General features: G+C 71.5%; 15 protein-coding genes. 7 read left to right on the top strand and 8 right to left on the bottom strand.

The genetic code is table 11. The annotated features are described in order from the left end of the window. Window positions 1-13 precede the first annotated feature (13 nt). From ACZ7L7_RS30690 to ACZ7L7_RS30675, 4 genes are all read left to right on the top strand, one after another. Window positions 14-664 carry a TetR/AcrR family transcriptional regulator gene (locus ACZ7L7_RS30690; RefSeq protein ID WP_285514085.1) on the top strand — a complete coding sequence of 217 codons (651 nt, stop codon included), beginning with the start codon at window positions 14-16 and terminating at the stop codon, window positions 662-664. A gap of 87 nt (window positions 665-751) precedes the next feature. After that, window positions 752-1,219: a peroxiredoxin gene (locus ACZ7L7_RS30685; protein ID WP_285514084.1), complete on the top strand. Its 468-nt coding sequence runs from the start codon at window positions 752-754 to the stop codon at window positions 1,217-1,219. 57 nt (window positions 1,220-1,276) lie between these two features. Further along, the gene (locus tag ACZ7L7_RS30680; protein WP_472077691.1) at window positions 1,277-3,619 is read left to right on the top strand and encodes a SpoIIE family protein phosphatase; all 2,343 of its coding nucleotides are present in this window, start codon (window positions 1,277-1,279) and stop codon (window positions 3,617-3,619) included. A 98-nt stretch (window positions 3,620-3,717) separates the two neighbouring features. Further along, window positions 3,718-4,782, top strand: coding sequence for a LacI family DNA-binding transcriptional regulator (locus tag ACZ7L7_RS30675; RefSeq protein ID WP_472077690.1), 1,065 nt, complete (start codon window positions 3,718-3,720; stop codon window positions 4,780-4,782). Between the two features lie 158 nt (window positions 4,783-4,940). Here the strand turns inward: ACZ7L7_RS30675 and ACZ7L7_RS30670 are convergent, their stop codons facing one another. From ACZ7L7_RS30670 to ACZ7L7_RS30650, 5 genes are all read right to left on the bottom strand, one after another. Then, window positions 4,941-6,332, bottom strand: coding sequence for a glycoside hydrolase family 32 protein (locus tag ACZ7L7_RS30670; protein ID WP_453603659.1), 1,392 nt, complete (start codon window positions 6,330-6,332; stop codon window positions 4,941-4,943). Next, a complete protein-coding gene (locus ACZ7L7_RS30665) occupies window positions 6,329-7,183 on the bottom strand; it encodes a carbohydrate ABC transporter permease (protein WP_285514080.1) in 855 nt (284 codons plus the stop codon). Before ACZ7L7_RS30665 ends, ACZ7L7_RS30670 begins: the two co-directional genes overlap by 4 nt. 14 nt (window positions 7,184-7,197) lie before the next feature. Further along, window positions 7,198-8,157 (bottom strand): carbohydrate ABC transporter permease, encoded by a 960-nt coding sequence (locus tag ACZ7L7_RS30660; RefSeq protein ID WP_472077689.1) that lies wholly within the window; start codon window positions 8,155-8,157, stop codon window positions 7,198-7,200. Further along, complete coding sequence (locus ACZ7L7_RS30655; RefSeq protein WP_285514078.1) at window positions 8,154-9,563, bottom strand: extracellular solute-binding protein; 1,410 nt, start codon at window positions 9,561-9,563, stop codon at window positions 8,154-8,156. The genes ACZ7L7_RS30660 and ACZ7L7_RS30655 overlap by 4 nt, the downstream gene beginning before the upstream one ends. A gap of 140 nt (window positions 9,564-9,703) precedes the next feature. Then, window positions 9,704-10,219, bottom strand: coding sequence for a hypothetical protein (locus tag ACZ7L7_RS30650; protein ID WP_472077688.1), 516 nt, complete (start codon window positions 10,217-10,219; stop codon window positions 9,704-9,706). A gap of 108 nt (window positions 10,220-10,327) precedes the next feature. Between ACZ7L7_RS30650 and ACZ7L7_RS30645 the strand changes: the two genes are divergently transcribed. Further along, a complete protein-coding gene (locus ACZ7L7_RS30645) occupies window positions 10,328-11,302 on the top strand; it encodes a TauD/TfdA dioxygenase family protein (RefSeq protein WP_453603664.1) in 975 nt (324 codons plus the stop codon). Between the two features lie 18 nt (window positions 11,303-11,320). Here ACZ7L7_RS30645 and ACZ7L7_RS30640 read toward each other — a convergent pair whose 3' ends face one another. The 3 genes from ACZ7L7_RS30640 to ACZ7L7_RS30630 all read right to left on the bottom strand — a co-directional run bounded on the left by ACZ7L7_RS30640 (window position 11,321) and on the right by ACZ7L7_RS30630 (window position 13,297). Then, complete coding sequence (locus ACZ7L7_RS30640; protein WP_285514075.1) at window positions 11,321-12,160, bottom strand: YhjD/YihY/BrkB family envelope integrity protein; 840 nt, start codon at window positions 12,158-12,160, stop codon at window positions 11,321-11,323. Window positions 12,161-12,263: 103 nt separating this feature from the next. After that, entirely contained in the window at window positions 12,264-12,866 is a 603-nt protein-coding gene (locus ACZ7L7_RS30635) for a GNAT family N-acetyltransferase (RefSeq protein WP_285514074.1), read from the bottom strand. A 158-nt stretch (window positions 12,867-13,024) separates the two neighbouring features. Then, window positions 13,025-13,297 (bottom strand): hypothetical protein, encoded by a 273-nt coding sequence (locus ACZ7L7_RS30630; protein WP_285514073.1) that lies wholly within the window; start codon window positions 13,295-13,297, stop codon window positions 13,025-13,027. Window positions 13,298-13,514: 217 nt separating this feature from the next. Between ACZ7L7_RS30630 and ACZ7L7_RS30625 the strand changes: the two genes are divergently transcribed. Together ACZ7L7_RS30625 and ACZ7L7_RS30620 are read left to right on the top strand one after the other, a co-directional pair. After that, window positions 13,515-16,202 (top strand): hypothetical protein, encoded by a 2,688-nt coding sequence (locus ACZ7L7_RS30625; RefSeq protein WP_285514072.1) that lies wholly within the window; start codon window positions 13,515-13,517, stop codon window positions 16,200-16,202. Then, the gene (locus ACZ7L7_RS30620) at window positions 16,199-17,458 is read left to right on the top strand and encodes a patatin-like phospholipase family protein (RefSeq protein ID WP_453603667.1); all 1,260 of its coding nucleotides are present in this window, start codon (window positions 16,199-16,201) and stop codon (window positions 17,456-17,458) included. The genes ACZ7L7_RS30625 and ACZ7L7_RS30620 overlap by 4 nt, the downstream gene beginning before the upstream one ends. The last annotated feature ends 91 nt before the right edge of the window (window positions 17,459-17,549 follow it).

The raw sequence follows: 17,549 nt of genomic DNA, 5'->3' as shown, positions 1-17,549 counted from the left end.
AGTGGAGACGATCATGGCAGGCAGGGCGGTCCGGGCGGAGCAGGCCAGCGCGACCCGGGAGCTGCTCCTCACGGCGGCCGAGCGGCTGTACGCCGAGCACGGCGTCTACGCGGTCTCCAACCGCCAGGTCGGCGAGGCCGCGGGCCAGGGCAACAACACCGCCGTCGGCTACCACTTCGGCACCCGCACCGACCTGGTCCGCGCCATCGTCCGTAAGCACGCCGGGCCCGTCGAGGAGATCAGGACCGGCCTGGTCGCCCGCGTGACCGGCTCCACCGAGCTGCGCGACTGGCTGGACTGCCTGGTCCGGCCCGTCTTCGAGCACCTCGCCGCCCTCGGCAGCCCCACCTGGTACGCCCGCTTCTGCGCCCAGGTCATGGCCGACCCCAGCCTGCACCGGATCATGGTCGAGGAAGCCCTCGGCTCCGCGGCGCTCCGGGAGATCGTCGAGGGGCTGCGCCGCTGCCTGCCCGACCTGCCCGACGAGGTCCGGGCCGAGCGCGGCGACATGGCCCGCCACCTCATCGTCCAGATGGCCGCCGAGCGGGAACGGGCCCTCGCCGAGGGCGCCGCCACCCCGCGCGCCGACTGGCGGGACGCCGCGACCGGACTGGTCGACGCCCTCGTCGGCATGTGGCGGGCGCCGGTCACCGCGCGGGACTGACCGGAATTCGCCGGACCGAGCGGAACCCGCGCCTCTACTCTCCGGTAGCATCGCGCCGCATACGGCCCGACCACGGAGGGACAGAAGTTGAGCGCGCGTGTGGAGATCGGGGACACGGTCGAGGACTTCACCCTCCCCGACGAGACCGGCACCGACCGCAAACTGTCCGAACTGCTCGCCGACGGCCCGGTGGTGCTGTTCTTCTACCCGGCCGCGATGACCGCGGGCTGCACCGCGCAGGCCTGCCACTTCCGGGACCTGGCCGCCGAGTTCGCGGCCGTCGGAGCCCGGCCCGTCGGCGTCAGTGGCGATCCCGTGGAGCGCCAGCAGGAGTTCGCCGGGAAGCACACCCTCGGCATGCCGCTGCTGTCCGACACCGACGGTACCGTCCGTGAGCGTTTCGGTGTGAAGCGCGGCCTGTCGCTGGCCCCGACCAAGCGGACCACCTTCGTCATAGGGCAGGACCGCAAGGTGCTGGAGGTCGTGCGCAGCGAACTGCGCATGAACACCCACGCGGACCGGGCGCTGGAGGCGCTGCGCCGCCTCAAGGACTGAGGCCCCCGGGTCCCGGCGCGGTTGAGGCCCCGCGCCGGGGGGACCATTCTGGACACTATGGAGCAAGTCGCCGCGGCGGCGACCGTAGACGCGCACGGCATCGTGACGGCGTGGAGCGAAGGCGCCCGGACACTCACCGGATACCCGGCCGAGGAGGTCGTGGGGCATCCCGTGGCCGATCTGCTTGCCGAGGACGTGCCCTCCGAGGCGCTGGTCGCCCGCATCGGGCGGGTCGTTCTGCGCCACCGGGACGAGGGCACCGTCGCCGTCTGTGTCTGCGCGTGCCCGCTGCTCGGCCCGGACGGGGCCCGTACCGGCTACGCGATCACCACCGTGCGCCCCCGCGAGGGCCCGGAGGCCGCACTCGGGGCCCGCGCCTTCGAACAGGCGTCCATGGCGATGTCCGTCTTCGACACCCAGCAGCGCTATCTACGGCTCAACGCCGCCGCCTGCCGGATGATGGGCGTCCCCGAGCAGGCCCTGATCGGCCGCGCCTTCCCGGAGACCGTCGAGAACGCCGAGCCCAGTCACGGCCTGCACAGACATCTGCGCCAGGTCGCCGACACCGGCCGCCCGGTCCGCTACGAGAGCTTCATGACCGCGCCCGCGCTCAACCGGGAGCAGGCCTGGAGCATCGAGATCTGGCCGGTGCGCGACGACCGCGGCCAGGTCGAGGCGGTCGCGCTCGCCACCTTCGACAGCAGCGAGCAGTACGGGGCCCGGCAGCGGCTCGCCCTCCTCAACGAGGCCGCCACCTCCATCGGCACCACCCTGGACGTGGTGCGCACCGCCGAGGAGCTGGTCGAACTGCTGGTGCCGGGCTTCGCCGACTTCGTCAGTGTCGACCTGCTGGAGTGGGTCCTCGGCGCCGAGGAACTGCCCACCGTCGCGGACGGCGACGTCGTCCTGCGCCGTGTCGCCCACGGCTCCGCCCGCGAGGGCACCCCGGAGGCCGCGGTCCACCTCGGTGAGACCGACATCTATCCGGCCTTCTCCCCGCCCGCCCGCGCCCTGCACTCCGGGCGGGCGGTCCTGGCCCAGGCCGGGGAGCCCGACTTCGTCGGCTGGGTCGCCGAGCGCAACGCCAGGGGCCCCGCCGGACGGCCGTACCGCACCGGCGCCCACTCGGTGATCGCGCTGCCGCTGCGGGCCCGCGGCACCACCCTGGGTGTGGTCGTGGGGGTGCGGATCCGGCATCCGGAGGACTTCGGCGGGGACGACTCCGCGCTGGGGGAGGAGCTGGCCAGCCGGGCCGCCGTCTGCATCGACAACGCCCGCCGCTTCGCCCGCGAGCGCAGCACCGCCCTCGCCCTCCAGCGCAGCCTGCTGCCGCGCGGACTGCCCGGACAGGTGGCGGTGGACGTCGCCCACCGCTATCTGCCGTCCGGCTCACCCGCCGGCATCGGCGGCGACTGGTTCGACGTCATCCCGCTCTCCAGCAGCCGCGTCGCGCTGGTGGTCGGGGACGTGGTCGGCCACGGCATCCCGTCCTCGGCGACCATGGGACGGCTCTGCACGGCCGTACGCACCCTCGCCGACGTGGACCTGCCGCCCGACGAACTGCTCACCCACCTCGACGACCTGGTCAGCCACCTCGCCTCGGACGACCTGGACGACGAGACCGCCGAACTCGGCGCGACCTGCCTCTACTCGGTCTACGACCCCGTCTCGCGCAAACTGACCCTGGCCGCCGCCGGCCACCCGCCCCCGGCGATCCTGTTCCCCGACGGCACCGCGAGCCTCGTCCCGCTGACCGCCGGACCCCCGCTCGGCGTCGGCGGACTGCCCTTCGAGGCCATGGAGTTGACGCTGCCCGAGGGCGCGGTCGTCGCCCTCTACACCGACGGCCTGATCGAGGAACGGGACCGCGACCTCGACCACGCCACCGGTGAACTGTGCCGGGCGCTGGGCACGCCCACCGACTCCCTGGACGCCCTGTGCGACGTCGTGCTCAAGGCGGTCATGCCCGAGGAGCCGAGCGACGACGTGGCCCTGCTGCTGGCCCGCACCCGGGCGCTGGACACGGACCGGGTCGCCACCTGGGACGTGCCGCCCGACCCGGCCTCGGTGTCCGTCGCCCGGCAGGTGACCACGGAGCAACTGGCCGCCTGGGGAATGGAGGAGGCGGCCTTCGTCACCGAACTCGTCGTCAGCGAACTGGTCACCAACGCCATCCGCTACGGCGAACCCCCCATCCAGCTCCGCCTGATCCGCGACCACAGCCTCATCTGCGAGGTCTCCGACGCCAGTTCCACCTCCCCGCACCTGCGCCGGGCCCACGCCTTCGACGAGGGCGGCCGCGGGCTGCTCCTGGTCGCCCAGCTCACCCAGCGCTGGGGCAGCCGGCAGGCCGGGCGCGGCAAGACCATCTGGGCGGAACAGACACTGCCGCCCGGCTGACCGCCCGCCCGGGGCCACAGCCGCTCACTCCGCACAGTCCTCCCAGGCTAGGGTGAGAGTGATCAACCGGTGGGCGGGGACAGAGGGCGGCGGACGGCATGGGCGCAGGTGAGGACAGGCAGCCGACGGGGGCCGCACGGCCCACGTCACGGGATGTCGCACGGCTCGCCGGGGTGTCCCACACCGCGGTCTCCTTCGTCTTCAACGGCCGCGCCGAGGGCAACCTGTCGCCCGCCACCCAGGAACGCATCCGGCAGGCCGCCGTCCAGCTCGGCTACCGGCCCGACCCCGTCGCCCGCGGCCTGCGCCGCCGCCGTACGGCCGTGATCGGCCTGGTCACCGACGAGATCGCCTCCTCGCCCTTCGCGGGCCGCCTGCTGCGCGGCGCGATGGAGACCGCCTGGGCCGACGACCACCTGGTGCTGACCGTGGACTCCGGCGGCGACCCGGCCAAGGAGGACGCGGCCGTCGCCGAACTCCTCGACCGCCGCGTCGACGGCATCATCTACGCGGCCATGTCCCTGCGCCGGGTCCGCGTCCCCGAGGGACTGCACCGCACCCACTCCGTCCTCGCCAACTGCCTGCCCGAGGACGACTCCCTGCCCGCCGTCATCCCCGCCGATCGCGCGGGCGGCCGCACGGCGGCCCGACTCCTGCTGGACCAGGGACACCGCCGCATCGCCCACATCGGCGGCAGCGACGACATCGCCTCCGTGGAACGCCTGCGCGGCTTCCGGGACACTCTGCGCGCCGAGGGCATCACCGTCCCCAGGCCCTGGGTGGTCCGCACCGGCGGCGAGATCTCCAGCGGCTACGAGGGCGCGCTCCGCCTCCTGGAGAACGTTCCCGCCGACGAGCGCCCGACCGGCGTCTTCGCCTACAACGACCGGGTCGCGGCCGGCATCCTGCACGCCGCGACCCGCCTCGGCCTCACGGTCCCCGCCGACCTGTCGGTCGTCGGCTACGACGACCAGGAGCACATGGCGGCCCACCTGGCCCCGCCCCTGACGACGGTGGCGCTGCCGCACCGGGCGATGGGGGAGGCCGCCGCCCGCCTCCTCCTCGACGCCATCGAGACGGGCCGCACACCGCCGGCGACGGTTCGGCGGTTGGCGTGCGGGGTGGTCAGCCGGGAGTCGGTGGGGCCGGTTCCCGGCCTGTGACGGTGGCGGCCGCGTGGGTCGTCTCCGGTTCGTCGGTGGGGCGGTTGGCGTGCGGGGTGGTCAGCCGGGAGTCGGTGGGGCCGGTTCCCGGCCTGTGACGGTGGCGGCCGCGTGCGTCGCCTCCGGTTCGTCGGTGGGGCGGTTGGCGTGTGAGGTGGTCAGCCGGGAGTCGGTGGGACCAGTTCCCACCCCGTGACGGCGGCGGCCGCGCCGGTCACCACCAGCTCGGCCACGTCGTCGGGGCGGCGGTAGACCCGTTCGGTGATCGTCGCCCGGTCGCCGACGAACAGCTCCAGCAGCGAGCCGTCCACCAGCACCCGCAGCTCCAGCGCCGGGCCACCCGGCACCCGCGCCTCAACAGGCCCCTCGCCGCCCGTCCGGGGCCAGCCCGAGCGGTCCAGGGTCACCAGCCCCGCCGCCGGGTCCAGCCGTACCGTCAGCTCCGCGCCCGTGGCGGAGCGGAGCAGGGTCACCGTGGTCGGGCTCTGCGCGGTGACGGTCAGGTCGTAGGAGACCGGCAGCATGGCCGTGCCCGGCGTCCGTACGAACGGCTTCTCCGCGCGCAGCGACTCCAATTCCGGTGCCGGGAAGACCCGCAGCGCCCCGTCCGCGTGCACAGCCACCACCCTTGGCGCGGTGAGGACTCCGGCCCACCCGGCGCGGTCCACCTCGGCCTGCTCGCGCGCCTCCCACGACCAGCCCCACATCAGGGCGCGGCCGTCGCTCTGGAGGACGGCGGGGGCGTAGAAGTCGCGACCCAGGTCGAGACGGCCGGCGTGCCGTGGGTCGAAGACCAACCGAACGTCCCCGTCAGGGAACAGACGACCCGTCACATACCCGGTCGCCCACGGTTCGCCGTCCCATAGGGAGACCACCAACACCCAGTCCCCGGCGTCCGTCACATACATCTGCGGGCACTCCCAGCCCACCGCGCGGTCGCCGAACGCGCCCGCCGCCACCGGGTCGTTGCCGTCGAGCAGGACTCCCGCGAACCGCCAGTCGGTCAGGTCGTCGCAGGCGTAGAGCAGCACCGACGCGGTGCCGTCGGCGTGGCCCGCGCCGAGCAACGCCCAGCGTCGGCCCCCGTGGCTGAAGACGAACGGGTCGCGGAACATCACCACGTCCAGACCGGCGGGCGGCCCGGAGACCACCGGCACCGGCACGGGCCGCCACCCGTCGAGCGCGGGGTCGGTGGCGCGGGCCAGGCAGACCGTGCCGAGGCCGGAGTGGGCGCGGTCCACGCCCGTGTAGACCGCCGTCGGCACGCCGTCGTCGTCCACCACACCCCCCGACCAGCAGCCCGCCTCGTCGGGACCGCCCGGGGTCGGGGTGAGCGCGATCGGGTGGTGCTCCCACGTCACCAGGTCGGCGCTGGAGACATGGCCCCAGTGGACGTTCGCGTGCACAGGTGCGTCCGGGTTGTGCTGGAAGAACAGGTGGTACCGGTCACGCCAACGGAACGGCCCATTGGGATCGTTGACCCAGTTGGCGGGCGGACGGACCCGGAAACGCGGTGCGTTGGGGTCCAGGGACGCGGGGGCGCGGCTCAACGGTTGACTCCTGCGGACGTGATGCCCTCGCGCAGAGGGCGCTGGCCGACGACGAACACGGCGACGGCGGGGATCATGGAGAGGACGACTCCGGCGAGCACCACCGAGATCGACCCGGTGCCGAGGTTGCCCTGGAGGGAGACCAGGCCCAGCGGGAGTGTGTAGTTCTGCCCGGAGGTCTCCAGGATCAGAGGACGGAAGAACTCGTTCCAGTGGTAGTTGAAGGCCAGCACGCCGACGATCGCCAGACCGGGCGTGGCCAGCGGCGCGTAGACCGACCGGAAGGTGCGCCAGGGCCCGCAGCCGTCCAGCATGGCCGCCTCGCCGAGGTCCTTCGGCATGCCGAGGAAGTACTGGCGCATCAGGAACGTGCCGAAGGCGGTCGGGAAGGCCGGGATGATCAGGCCGAGCAAGGTGTCCGTCAGGCCCATCGACTTCAGGACCAGGAACACCGGCACGATGGTCACCTGGAGCGGCACCATCATGGTCGCCAGCACCAGTGCGAACAGCGGCTTCTTGAACCGGAACTCAAGGCGCGCGAACGCGTACCCGGCGAGTCCGGCGGTGATCATCTGCCCGACCGCGATCAGCGCGGTCACCAGGGTGGAGTTCAACGCCAGCAGCCAGACGTCGATCTGCTCGAAGACACCTCGGTAGGAGTCCACGGTGGGATCCGTCGGGATGATCTTCGGGGGCAGGTCGAAGGACTCGGCGGGCGTGCGCAGGGACGTGGACACCGTCCACACCACCGGCCCGAGGGTCAGCAGGGCGCACACGGTCAGTCCGGCGATGCGCGCCCAGGGCGCGAGGCTGTGCCGGGCACGGCTGAGGTTCACTGTGGCTTGGCTCAAGGGACTCACCCGGCTCACTGGTAGTGGACGAAACGCCGGCTGAGCCGGAACTGGAGGGCGGTGACCGCCATGATCAGTACGAACAGCAGCACGCCCACCGCGGACGCCTCGCCGAAGCGGAGCTGTTCGAAGGCGCTCTCGTAGATGACCATTACCACCGTGCGAGTGGCGTCGCCCGGCCCGCCGTTGGTGAGGACGTAGGGCTGCTCGAAGACCTGGAGCGCGTTGATGATGCCGACCACGGAGGCGACCAGCAGAGTGGGGGAGAGCAGCGGCAGCGTGACCGTGAGGTGCTTGCGCAGGCCCGTCGCACCGTCCAGCGCGGCCGCCTCGTGGATCTCCTTCGGGATGTTGTTGAGCCCGCCCACGAACAGCAGGAACGAGAACCCGAACTGCTGCCACACATAGACCAGAACGACCGCCGTCATCGCCGCGTGCTCCGAGGTCAGCCACGGCACCGGCGCGATCCCGATCAGCCCGAGCAGCCAGTTGACCACCCCGAAGTCCTGGTTGAACAGGTACTTCATCATCACTGAGATCGACGCCGCCGACAGCACCAGCGGGAAGAAGAAAGCCGACCGGAACACCGAGCGCAGCCACATCGGCATCCGCCCGTTCACGGCGAGGGCCAGCACCAGCGCGATCAGCAGTTGCAGCGCGACCGCGAGCACCATGAAGACGAGGGTGTTGCGGAACGACACGAGCACCGTCGAATCGGTGAACACCTCACGGTAGTTGGCGGTCCCGGCGAACTCCGGGTCGTCGATGACGTTCCAGTGGAACAGGCTCAGCACGATCGATCCGGCGATCGGTACGACGGTGAAGACCACGATGCCGACGACGGTGGGCGCCAGGAACAGCGCGGCGAGCAGCCGGGTGCCCCGGTCGCGGGCGGACGCCTTCGGCGGGGGCGCGACGGGGGTCGCCGCTCGCGGCCGTACGACCTGGACCTGGGGGATCTTGGTGTCCGTCATATCTCACGCTCCATGGCTCGCTCCAGGTCGCTCTGCATCCGGCGCAGCGCGGGGCCCACCGAGCGGCGCGAGGCCAGGGCCGTGCCGGTGTGCTTGAGCAGTACCTGCTCCACCTCGGCGACCTGCGGCGGCGCGGGGATCGGCCCGGTGTCGGGGAACTTGTCGAGGGTGTCGTAGAAGACCTGCCAGTGGCGCGGTCCGGTCTCCCGGTAGCGGTCGGCGGTGAGCATCGAACGGCGCGCCGGGGTGGTCTGGTTGGTCGCGAACAGCCGCATCAGGGTGTCGCGGCGGGCGGCGTACTTGATGAACTCCCAGGCCTCTTCCTGCCGTTGGGAGGTGCGCAGCAGGGCGTAGCCGGCGGCGCCGAACTGCATGCGCTGGGTGCGCCAGCGCGGGAAGTACTGGACGTCGTAGTCCCTGGCCCTCATCCCGGCCAGATGCAGACCGCCCGCCCAGAAGCCGCCCGCGGGGGTGACACCGACCCGGCCGGTGGAGAACACACCGACCAGGTTCTGGCCGTTGCCGCCCTCGGGGCGGGTGCACAGGTCCTCCTGGATGAGGGAGGCGAGGTAGTCGTACGCCTCCTCCACCCGTACGTCGGTGGCCTGCGGGGTCGTCCAGCGGAACCCGCCGCCGCGGCCCCGGCGTTCGGCGGCCGGGTAGAAGTCGTTCCACAGCCACTCGCCGCCCGGCGCCCTGGACTCGGCGAGCAGGTTGGTGCCGTTGGCGAACAGCCAGGGCACCACACCGCCCCACAGGCGGTTGGTCCAGAAGTACGGCGTGACCTGCGATCCGCTGGACCGCTTCATCTCCCGCAGCAGCGCGGTGAAGTCGTCGCGGGTCCAGTCGGCGGCGGGGAAACCGGCCCCGGCGCGGTCCAGCACCTGCCGGTTGAGGTACATGTCGGCGGCGTTGAACTCGACGGGCAGCTGGTACAGGCTCCCCTCGTACATCATCGACTCCACCAGCGAGGGGTGGACGTCGGCGAAGTACTCGCGCAGCTCTTCCGCGTCCCGCTTCACCCACGTGTCCAGGGCCACCCCGAGGCGCTCGGCGAAGAGCTGGACGCCCTCGGTGGCGACGTAGACCAGGTCCGGGGCCGTACCGGCGGCGATCTGGGTGAGGATCTTGGCGAAGAAGTCCGACCAGTCGACCGCCTGTACCGCGTTGATCCGCAGCTTGATGTCGGGATGGACCTCCTTGAAGCCCTTGGTGAGGGTGCGTACGGCCTCCGGGCCGTAGGCGGGGCCGAGCGTGGCGACGACGAGGGAGCCGTCGTCACGGCCCGGGATGTCGGCTCCGGTGAGCCGGTCCCAGGAGGCGGCGGTCCCCGCCAGCGCGGCGGCTCCCGCCCCGTAGGCGCCGTACCGCAACAGCGTGCGGCGGGTGAGGTGCGCGTCGGTCATCGGACGGGCCTAACTCGTGTTAGTCGAGCAGTGACGCCCCAGATGATGTGGAGGTCGCGCAGGGGCTGTCAAGGGTCGTGCGCGTGTTGACCTTTAACGAGTTAGGTCAGGTAGGGTCGGGCGCCGCTCGGTGGTGGGGCCTACGCGGTGGGGTCGACGTTCCACACGGGAGGCAGCTCGCCGCCGCAGAAGACGCAGACGTAGTCGTCCTCACGCACGATGCTGTGCTCCTGGCAGTCGCCGCACCGCCGGAACACCACCTCGTAGGTAAAGCCGGAAGGCCGCCGCAGCCCCACGGCGTCCAGCGCACGGGCGACCGCGGACCAGGAGGTGAGGTCAGGGCAGTACCCGGTCGATTGATTGCTGACCTCGCCGACACCCCACCGGCCGGCCACCCGCACGAAACCGATCTCCCCGGCGCCGAGCACCCGGCCCCCGCCGGCACAGGCCACGTGCTCGCTCCGCCGCGCCGCCGGCCGCAGCACCCCGTCCATGCCGACGACGTACGTGAACGGCTCGCCCAGCTCCGCCGCCGACTGCTCCCCGACCCAGGCCTCGAAATCGGCCGCCGAGCCGATCCGACGCCCGCCGTCACCGGCCCGGACGGCGGAGCGCGGCTCGGCGGGTCCGACGTACCGATAGCCCTGCTCGCTCACGCGGCCAACCCAGCCGAGACAGGCGCTCTCGCCACGCCCGCCTGTTCCTGTCACGATCTTGGGGACCGGCGGCCACCGGAGCCGCCGCCGAGGAGGGACGGAGTGCGGATGACGACCGACCGGGCCACGGCGCAGGGAGCGGAGCCGATCGCGGGGATCGAGGTGAAACCCGCCGCCGGGCACATCGGCGCGGAGATCACGGGCGTGGACCTGGCCGCCGACCTCGACGACGCCGTGGTCGCCGCGATCAGGGCGGCGGTGCTGCGCTGGAAGGTCGTCTTCTTCCGCGAGCAGCGCCTCGACCACGCCGGGCACATCGCGTTCGCCCGCCGCTTCGGCACCCCCGTCGTGCTGCCGCGCCGCGGCAAGGCCTCCCCGCCCGACTTCCCGGAGGTGGAGACCACCGCGGACCGCCTGGAACTGGGCGGCCGGTTCGGCATGGACCACGAGGAGTGGCTGCACCGCCGCAGGCACACCCTGCTGCGCGGCTGGCACTGCGACCACGGCGCCCGCGTGGACCCGCCCGCCGCGACCATCCTGCGCGCCGAGACCGTACCCCCTTACGGCGGCGACACGACGTGGTCCAACCTGTCCGCCGCGTACGCGGGGCTGTCCGCCCCCATGCGGGAGTTCGTGTCGACACTCCGGGCCGAGCACCGCCTGGGCGTCGGCTACCAGCCCCGCCCCGGCGACGACGCCTACGTCCGCCACCTCCTCGACCACCAGATCGCCACCCACCACCCCCTGGTACGGGTCCACCCCGAGACGGGCGAGCGCATCCTGTACGCCAACGGCTACTACGTGGACCACATCACCGGCCTCTCCCGCGCCGAGAGCCAGGCCCTCCTCGACCTCCTCATCGCCCAGGCCGTACGTCCCGAGTACACGGTCCGCTTCCGCTGGGAGCCCGGCAGCGTCGCCTTCTGGGACAACCGCGCCACGATCCACCTGGCCCCGGGCGACACCGCTCACCTGGACCATCCGCGGATCATGCACCGGGTGATGCTGGCGGGGGAGGTGCCGGTGGGCGTGGACGGGAAGCCGTCGGAGGCGCTGGTGGGGAGCGAGCCCGGGGTCTGGTGAGACCCTGCTTCGCGGCGGCTACGGGGCGTCGCCCCCGCCCCCGTCGCTCCGCCGGTTCCGGTCCTCGACCAGCACCGCCCCGATGATCACCGCGGCGACGACGGCCGCGGAGACGACGATGAGCCAGGACAGCAGGGTGAGGATCAGGCCGAGGGAGCCGTACTCGGCGAGGGCGCGGTTGAGGGCGTTCGGGATGTAGACGCGCGCCGTGAGCGCGAGCGCGCTGGTGGCGCCCGCGGCCAGCAGGGCGCCCGGCAGCAGTGACAGCCAGGGCACGCGTCCGGCGAGCAGAAGGTGCTGCGTCCAGAGCCACAGCCCGGTGCTGACCAGGAAGTACAGGATCACGCCGAGCCACAGCCCGGCGCCGAATCCGTCGCGGATGGGGCCCTGGAGCAGCACGACGAGCACGATGACGAGGAGCCACACCACCCACCGCCAGGCCGCGATCCTGGTCCCCGCCCGCGGCAGCCGCCACGCCCGCTCGCAGACCCGGGCCATGGCCCGGCTGAAGCTGGTGGCGCCGGCCAGCACCACGACCAGCCCGATGACGCCGGTGGTCTGTTGCACTCCTTCGTCACCGGGCGGGTGCTGAAGAACCTTGTCCAGCTCCCGCTGCGACTCACCGGACAGCCCGAACACGGCGCGCAGGGAGTCCTTCATCTGGTCGCGGATGCTCTGCGGGGCGAAGGCGGCGACGGCGAACAGCAGCGGTACCGCGGCCAGGAACGCCTGCGCCGCGATCCGCGTCGCGGAGTCCAGCAGATTCGCCGAAACCAGGCGCCCGGTCAGATCGCTGAGCACGGGGAAGCGCTCCTCGGCACGGACGTGCAACTGCTTCAGCCGCGCCGTCCACGCCATGCCGCCTCCCGCTCGAACACCGAGCCGTCGAGGTCAGTCAAGGCGGGGCGGTGGCGTGCGTCGAGCGGTACTGGGCCGATCGGGGTGCCGGCGGTCCGCGCCGTCAGCCCGCTTCGTGGCGACCCCCGTGCCGGAACCACTCCGGCGCGAGGATCGACATCACCGTGGCGTCCACCCGCTCGCCCTCCCACAGCAGCGCGTCACGCAGGACGCCCTCGGCGACGAAGCCCACCTTCTCGTAGGCCCGGCGGGCTCGCGGATTGAACGCGTAGACCTCCAGGGCGATGCGATGCAGCCCCAGCTTCTCGAAGCCGTACCCGACGACGAGCCGGGTCGCCTCCGTCCCCAGACCGCCGCCGTACGCGCCGGGCGCCAGGGCGATGCGGAAGCCGCAGCTCTCGTTCGCCGGGTCCCAGCCATTGAGGACGACCTCTCCGACCACGTTCCCCGTCGCACGCTCCACCACGGCGAGGTCCAGCCGGTCGTCCTGCTCCCCACGACTGCCGTACCAGGCCCGCAGCCGCCCCTCGTCGAGCCCGCCGTCGTCATGACTCCCGGTCAGCCGTGACACCTCGGGGTCCAGGAACACCGGCATCAGCGCGGCCACGTCATCCGCGGTGACGGGCCGGAGCAGTACGCGCTCCCCTGTCAGCGTGGGCTTGATGCGGAAGTCCGGGCGTGGGGCGGTCCGAGCAAGATCAACCATCGGTGCATTGTGTCTGCCGGCCGGCGTCGATGTCGATGGCCGGCAGCATTCCGTACGGGCAGGAAGGCGACACTCCCCGTACGACGGCTTCGGACATTGCCCTCGTCCAGCCCGTAGCTGTCCGTCGGCGCGTGGCACACGGCGCTCATCAGGTCGGTTCAGTCCCCGTCCCGGGACGGAAGCGGTGAGTAGCGAGTCGGCCCGGGGGTCGTGCCCTCCGGCGGATAGTCGCAGTCGAGGCTGCTGATCTCGTAGTCGTCGCCCTCGCTCTGCTCCTGGTCGACGACCACCGCCGCGGTGCAGACCCGGCCGTGCTCGTCGGTGAACGTGACGATCTCGCTGTAGTCCGTGGGCGGGCTGCATCCCGTCAGTACCGCGGCCGCCACCCCGGCAGCCAGCGCCACAGCCCCGAGTCCCCAACGCGTACTCATCCTCAAACCCCCGTCCGAAGACAACCGCCGCATTCGAACACGCTCGAACCTCCTTACTGGTTCCGGAATTGACGGACGATCAGAGAGCCGCGGGACAGGCGTCTCGTAGCAGATCCGCCTATACCCGCACAAGCGACCTTCCGCGCATGTGCCGCCCCTGCCGTCGTCGCCACAATTCCCCTGTCATCACCGGCAGTTCATGGGGGAGGAGGCCGGTATGTCCAGCGAAGTCACCCGGTTCCAGGTGGTACGCGCACCGCAACGGCAATGCCCGCGTGTTCAGGGGCGACCCGTTCTGCGCCTGGACGCATGGCTCGTCGAATCGGCGTTACCGGACAGGCTCCTGGCCGCCCAGGAGGACGCGGCGCGGGACATGGCGGTGAGCGTCGTCCCGGTCGTCGATCCCGCCGGGCCGCCGCTGACCTCGGTGGCCGACACCGGCGTACCCCAGTGCGAGGCGCTCGCGAGGCTGGACTCGTGGCTGCTGTGCGGCGACAACCGCGCGACCCCGGAAGAGGTACGCGCCGCCGTGCACCGATTCTTCGACCGAGACCCGGTCGAGCAGGAGGTGGACGGCTCCGCCGACCCGCCGAGCATCCCGGTGGGCGACGGCCTGTACCCCACCGCGCTGGCCCTGGCCGAGCAACTCGTCGCCCTGGCCCACGTCGACGCCGAGCCCACCACCCAGCTCGTGGTGCAGCGGGCCGTCCTGGTCCTCGGCCTGGTCGAACTGGTCCTGTTCAACGACGGTGTGCTGCGCCTGCCGGAAGATGTCCTGTGGGCGCTGCGCGACCGGATCGTGCTGCTGCCGCACAAGCTGTTTCCCAGGCCCGTGCGGGCCGCGCTCGTCCGCAAACCCGGCTTCGCCGACCTCTACGTCGTCCGCCAGGAATGGAACCGCTACGTATCCGGCGAGCTGGCCCACATCGAGAACATCCTCGCGCACGAGATGAAGGAACGCGTCCTGACGCGGCTCGACGAGACAGAGTCCACGCTGATGGTGAGCACCGAGCGGGGCGAGACGCAGGAACGCGACAACCAGTCCACGGCACGTTTCGAACTCTCCCAGGAATCATCGGAGTTGACCGCGTCCAAGGTGCATCTTGAGGGCCAGGTCGACACCTCCGGGCAGTACGGGCCCACCCAGGTGACCACCCACCTCGGCGGCAGCCTCGACTTCTCCGCCGAGGAGTCGACCCGCCAGGCCCTGCGCCAGGCCACCGAGCTGGTGAACCGCGCCGTGCACCGGGTCGAGGAACGGGTCAGCGAGCAGCGCACGACGCGTACCCTCACCCGGACCGAGTCCAAGGACACCCACCAGGTCAAGGCCGAGGACGCGTCCGTGTGCGGGATGTACCGGTGGGTCGACAAGGTCGTCAGGCTGCGCACGTACCGCTATCCGCACCGGTTCCTGCTGGAGTTCGAGATCCCCGAGCCCGCCGCGTACGTACGGTGGTGGGACAAGCGCGGGACCAGCGAGGGCTACGACACCCCGGAGCCGACCCCGTTCACACTCAGCGGCAACCCGGCTGAGGAACACCCCGCCGCACTGCTCCCCACCGACATCTCGGAGAACCCGGCGGACCCGGGGTACTACCTGGAGCTCGCCGCCCGCTGGCACGCCGTGGGCATCACCGCGCCCCCGGCGGACGAGGTCGTCGCACACGGCTATCTGCATGTACCGCAGACCGACCCCAGCGGTGACAAGACCTCGCACGACGTGTGGCTGACCCCGCTGGAGGGCTCGACGAGCGGCACCGGCGGAGTCGAGGGCGCCCCCGTCACCGTCCCGCCCGGATACCGGGCCGAGGACCGGTGGTCGGGCTGGGTCGTGGCCTGGGACCAGGACGACTGGGTCAAGCCCGGCTGGAACACCTCCGATTACTCCTCCTGCGACATCGTGCCGCCCGCCGCCGTGATCACCGTCGGGGACAGCGCGAACGTGCCGCCGGAGTCCGATCCGGACCCGGTCAAGAACCGGGTGATCGCCTGGGGCGAGCGCAGCTGGATCTCCAAACCGATCGGCGGCCAACTGGACGGCCGACGCACCGGCAAACTGCCGATCACCGTGCTCGCCGCCAACTACGGATTGTTCTCCGTACAGGTGCGGGTGGTGTGCCGGCGCGAGGAAGCGGCGCTGCGCGAATGGCGCGCCACCACCTACGAGAAGCTGCGCACCGCCTACTTCGAGCTGCTGCGCGCCCACCGCCAGGAACGCGACGAGCGGGCGGTACGGGCCGGCATCCGGATCGAGGGACGCAGTCCCGCGGAGAACGCACGGGTCATGCGCGAGGAAATCAAACGCCAGGTCGTCGAGTTGTTGCTGGGCGAGCGCTACAAGGGCTACGACGGCCTTGAGTTCGACGCCACCGACGGGCGGCCGTGGACCCACATCGCCAACGCCCGCAAGCACGCCGCGATGATCCAGTTCCTTGAGCAGTCCTTCGAGTGGGAGAACCTCACCTACGTCCTGTACCCGTACCTGTGGGCGGCCGGGGACCGGTGGGACGAGCTGCGCGGCATCGAATCCTCCGACCCGGACTACGCGCGGTTCCTGCGCGCGGGCTCGGCACGTGTCGTGCTGTCGGCCCGGCCCGGGCACGCCCGCCAGGTGCTGTACTTCCTGGGCACCGGCAAGCCCTGGGGCGGCGGCCCGGCACCCGCGCCCGGCAGTGCCGCGTACGTGTCCGTGGCCAAGGAGATCCAGGCGCAGACCGGCGCGCCGGACGACGGGGAACCGGTCGGTGACTCCTGGGAGGTACGGCTGCCCACCACCCTCGTGTGGCTCGACCCCGACCCCGTCCTGCCCAAGACCAACGCCGAGGCCAAGTTCCCGGACCCGCCGCAGGCCAGGCCGCTGGGGGCGGGTCCGGTGCCGAGCACGATGGAAGTGGGTGGGGCATGAGCGACCCCGAGCCGCGCCGGAGGCTTCTCAAGGACGACGTCCGCTATCTCGTAATGGAGGGCGGCGGCGGCAAGGGTCACGCCTACCTGGGCGCCGTGCGGGCCCTGGAGGAGCTGGGTGTGATGCCGAACATCCGGGGCTTCGGCGGGGCTTCGGCGGGCGCCATCACGGCGCTCATGCTGTCCACCGGCATGGACAGCAAGGCGATCGACCAGTACATGGAGATCACGAAATTCGACAAGTTCTTCGAGCCGCCGCAGCCCCGGTGGCGCCCGGAAGCGGGAAGCGGAGGGCAGCGCGTCGAACCGGACTGGACCAAGATCGAAAGGACGGTGCAACTCGCGCTGTCCGTCTCCAAGTTCTCGCTCAAGCGGCTGCTGCCGCTGCTCGGTTCCGCCTTCGCGCCGGAACTGTGGGAGGAGGTGAAGGGCCACCTGCACAAGCAGCCGTACAAGATCCTTCTGGAGCACTGGCCGACGTACGTCGCCTTCCTGGGCCGGGACATGGGCCTGTTCTCGGGGATGGAGGCGCGCAACGCCTGGGAGTCCCTGCTCAGGGAGCGGATGCGGCTGCGCGGGCGCAGACCGTCCGGCGAGGCCGTCACCTTCCGGGAACACCGTTGCGTCTTCGGCAAGGACCTGCTGATGACCGGGTCCAATCTCTCGACCGGCCGCACCGAACTGTTCTCCGCCAAGTACACGCCCGACTTCCCGGTCGCCGACGCCGTCCGCATCTCCATGAGCCTGCCCTTCATCTACAAGCCGTACGTGATCAAGGGCAAGCGCGACGGCTGGCCGCCCTGCGGCACGTACGTGGACGGCGGGCTCTGGAACAACCTGCCGTTCCGCGAGTTCGAGCGGGAACCCGAGCCGGTGCCGCCGGAACAGCGGGTCTGCGCCGCGGTGCCGACCGGACCGCCCCGTCCGCGCACACTGGCTCTGCGCCTGTCCATCGACCCGCCGACCCCGGTGCGCAATCTGGGTCAACTGCTGTGCCGCATCGGCGAGATCGGCCTGTTCGGCTCGGGAGAGTCCCAGGTGCTCGCCCCGTACGAGGACCAGACGATCCCGCTGGTCACCAAGGGTCTCGACCTCGTGAACTTCACGCCTCCGCCCCGGCACCGGGCGCTGGCCGTGATGCGCGCCCACCGAGCCGTCTACCACTACTTCCACGCACCTTTGAAGCCGGAGGACCAGCAGCCCTGGGACGACTTCTACATCGAGATGCTGTACGAGGCGAGCCGGGCCTGCCCCTAGTAGGGCTTGGTCATCTTCATCCGTGAGCGGCGTGTCTGTTGATGCCTGGGTGTCGTTGGGGTGGTGTGACACCTGAGGAGATGGCCGGGGT

It is taken from the genome of Streptomyces sp. NPDC110618 (genome assembly GCF_055657065.1).
The sequence above is the reverse complement of the archived record's forward strand: the minus strand, read 5'-3'. Positions and strand labels throughout refer to the sequence as shown.

Excerpts from the sequence above, each read along its gene's own strand:
- ACZ7L7_RS30690 (WP_285514085.1), top strand. The coding sequence starts at position 14 with ATGGCAGGCAGGGCGGTCCGGGCGGAGCAGGCCAGCGCGACCCGGGAG.
- ACZ7L7_RS30680 (WP_472077691.1), top strand. The coding sequence starts at position 1,277 with ATGGAGCAAGTCGCCGCGGCGGCGACCGTAGACGCGCACGGCATCGTG.
- ACZ7L7_RS30675 (WP_472077690.1), top strand. The coding sequence starts at position 3,718 with ATGGGCGCAGGTGAGGACAGGCAGCCGACGGGGGCCGCACGGCCCACG.
- ACZ7L7_RS30660 (WP_472077689.1), bottom strand. The coding sequence starts at position 8,157 with ATGACGGACACCAAGATCCCCCAGGTCCAGGTCGTACGGCCGCGAGCG.
- ACZ7L7_RS30655 (WP_285514078.1), bottom strand. The coding sequence starts at position 9,563 with ATGACCGACGCGCACCTCACCCGCCGCACGCTGTTGCGGTACGGCGCC.
- ACZ7L7_RS30645 (WP_453603664.1), top strand. The coding sequence starts at position 10,328 with ATGACGACCGACCGGGCCACGGCGCAGGGAGCGGAGCCGATCGCGGGG.
- ACZ7L7_RS30640 (WP_285514075.1), bottom strand. The coding sequence starts at position 12,160 with ATGGCGTGGACGGCGCGGCTGAAGCAGTTGCACGTCCGTGCCGAGGAG.
- ACZ7L7_RS30635 (WP_285514074.1), bottom strand. The coding sequence starts at position 12,866 with ATGGTTGATCTTGCTCGGACCGCCCCACGCCCGGACTTCCGCATCAAG.
- ACZ7L7_RS30630 (WP_285514073.1), bottom strand. The coding sequence starts at position 13,297 with ATGAGTACGCGTTGGGGACTCGGGGCTGTGGCGCTGGCTGCCGGGGTG.
- ACZ7L7_RS30625 (WP_285514072.1), top strand. The coding sequence starts at position 13,515 with ATGTCCAGCGAAGTCACCCGGTTCCAGGTGGTACGCGCACCGCAACGG.
- ACZ7L7_RS30620 (WP_453603667.1), top strand. The coding sequence starts at position 16,199 with ATGAGCGACCCCGAGCCGCGCCGGAGGCTTCTCAAGGACGACGTCCGC.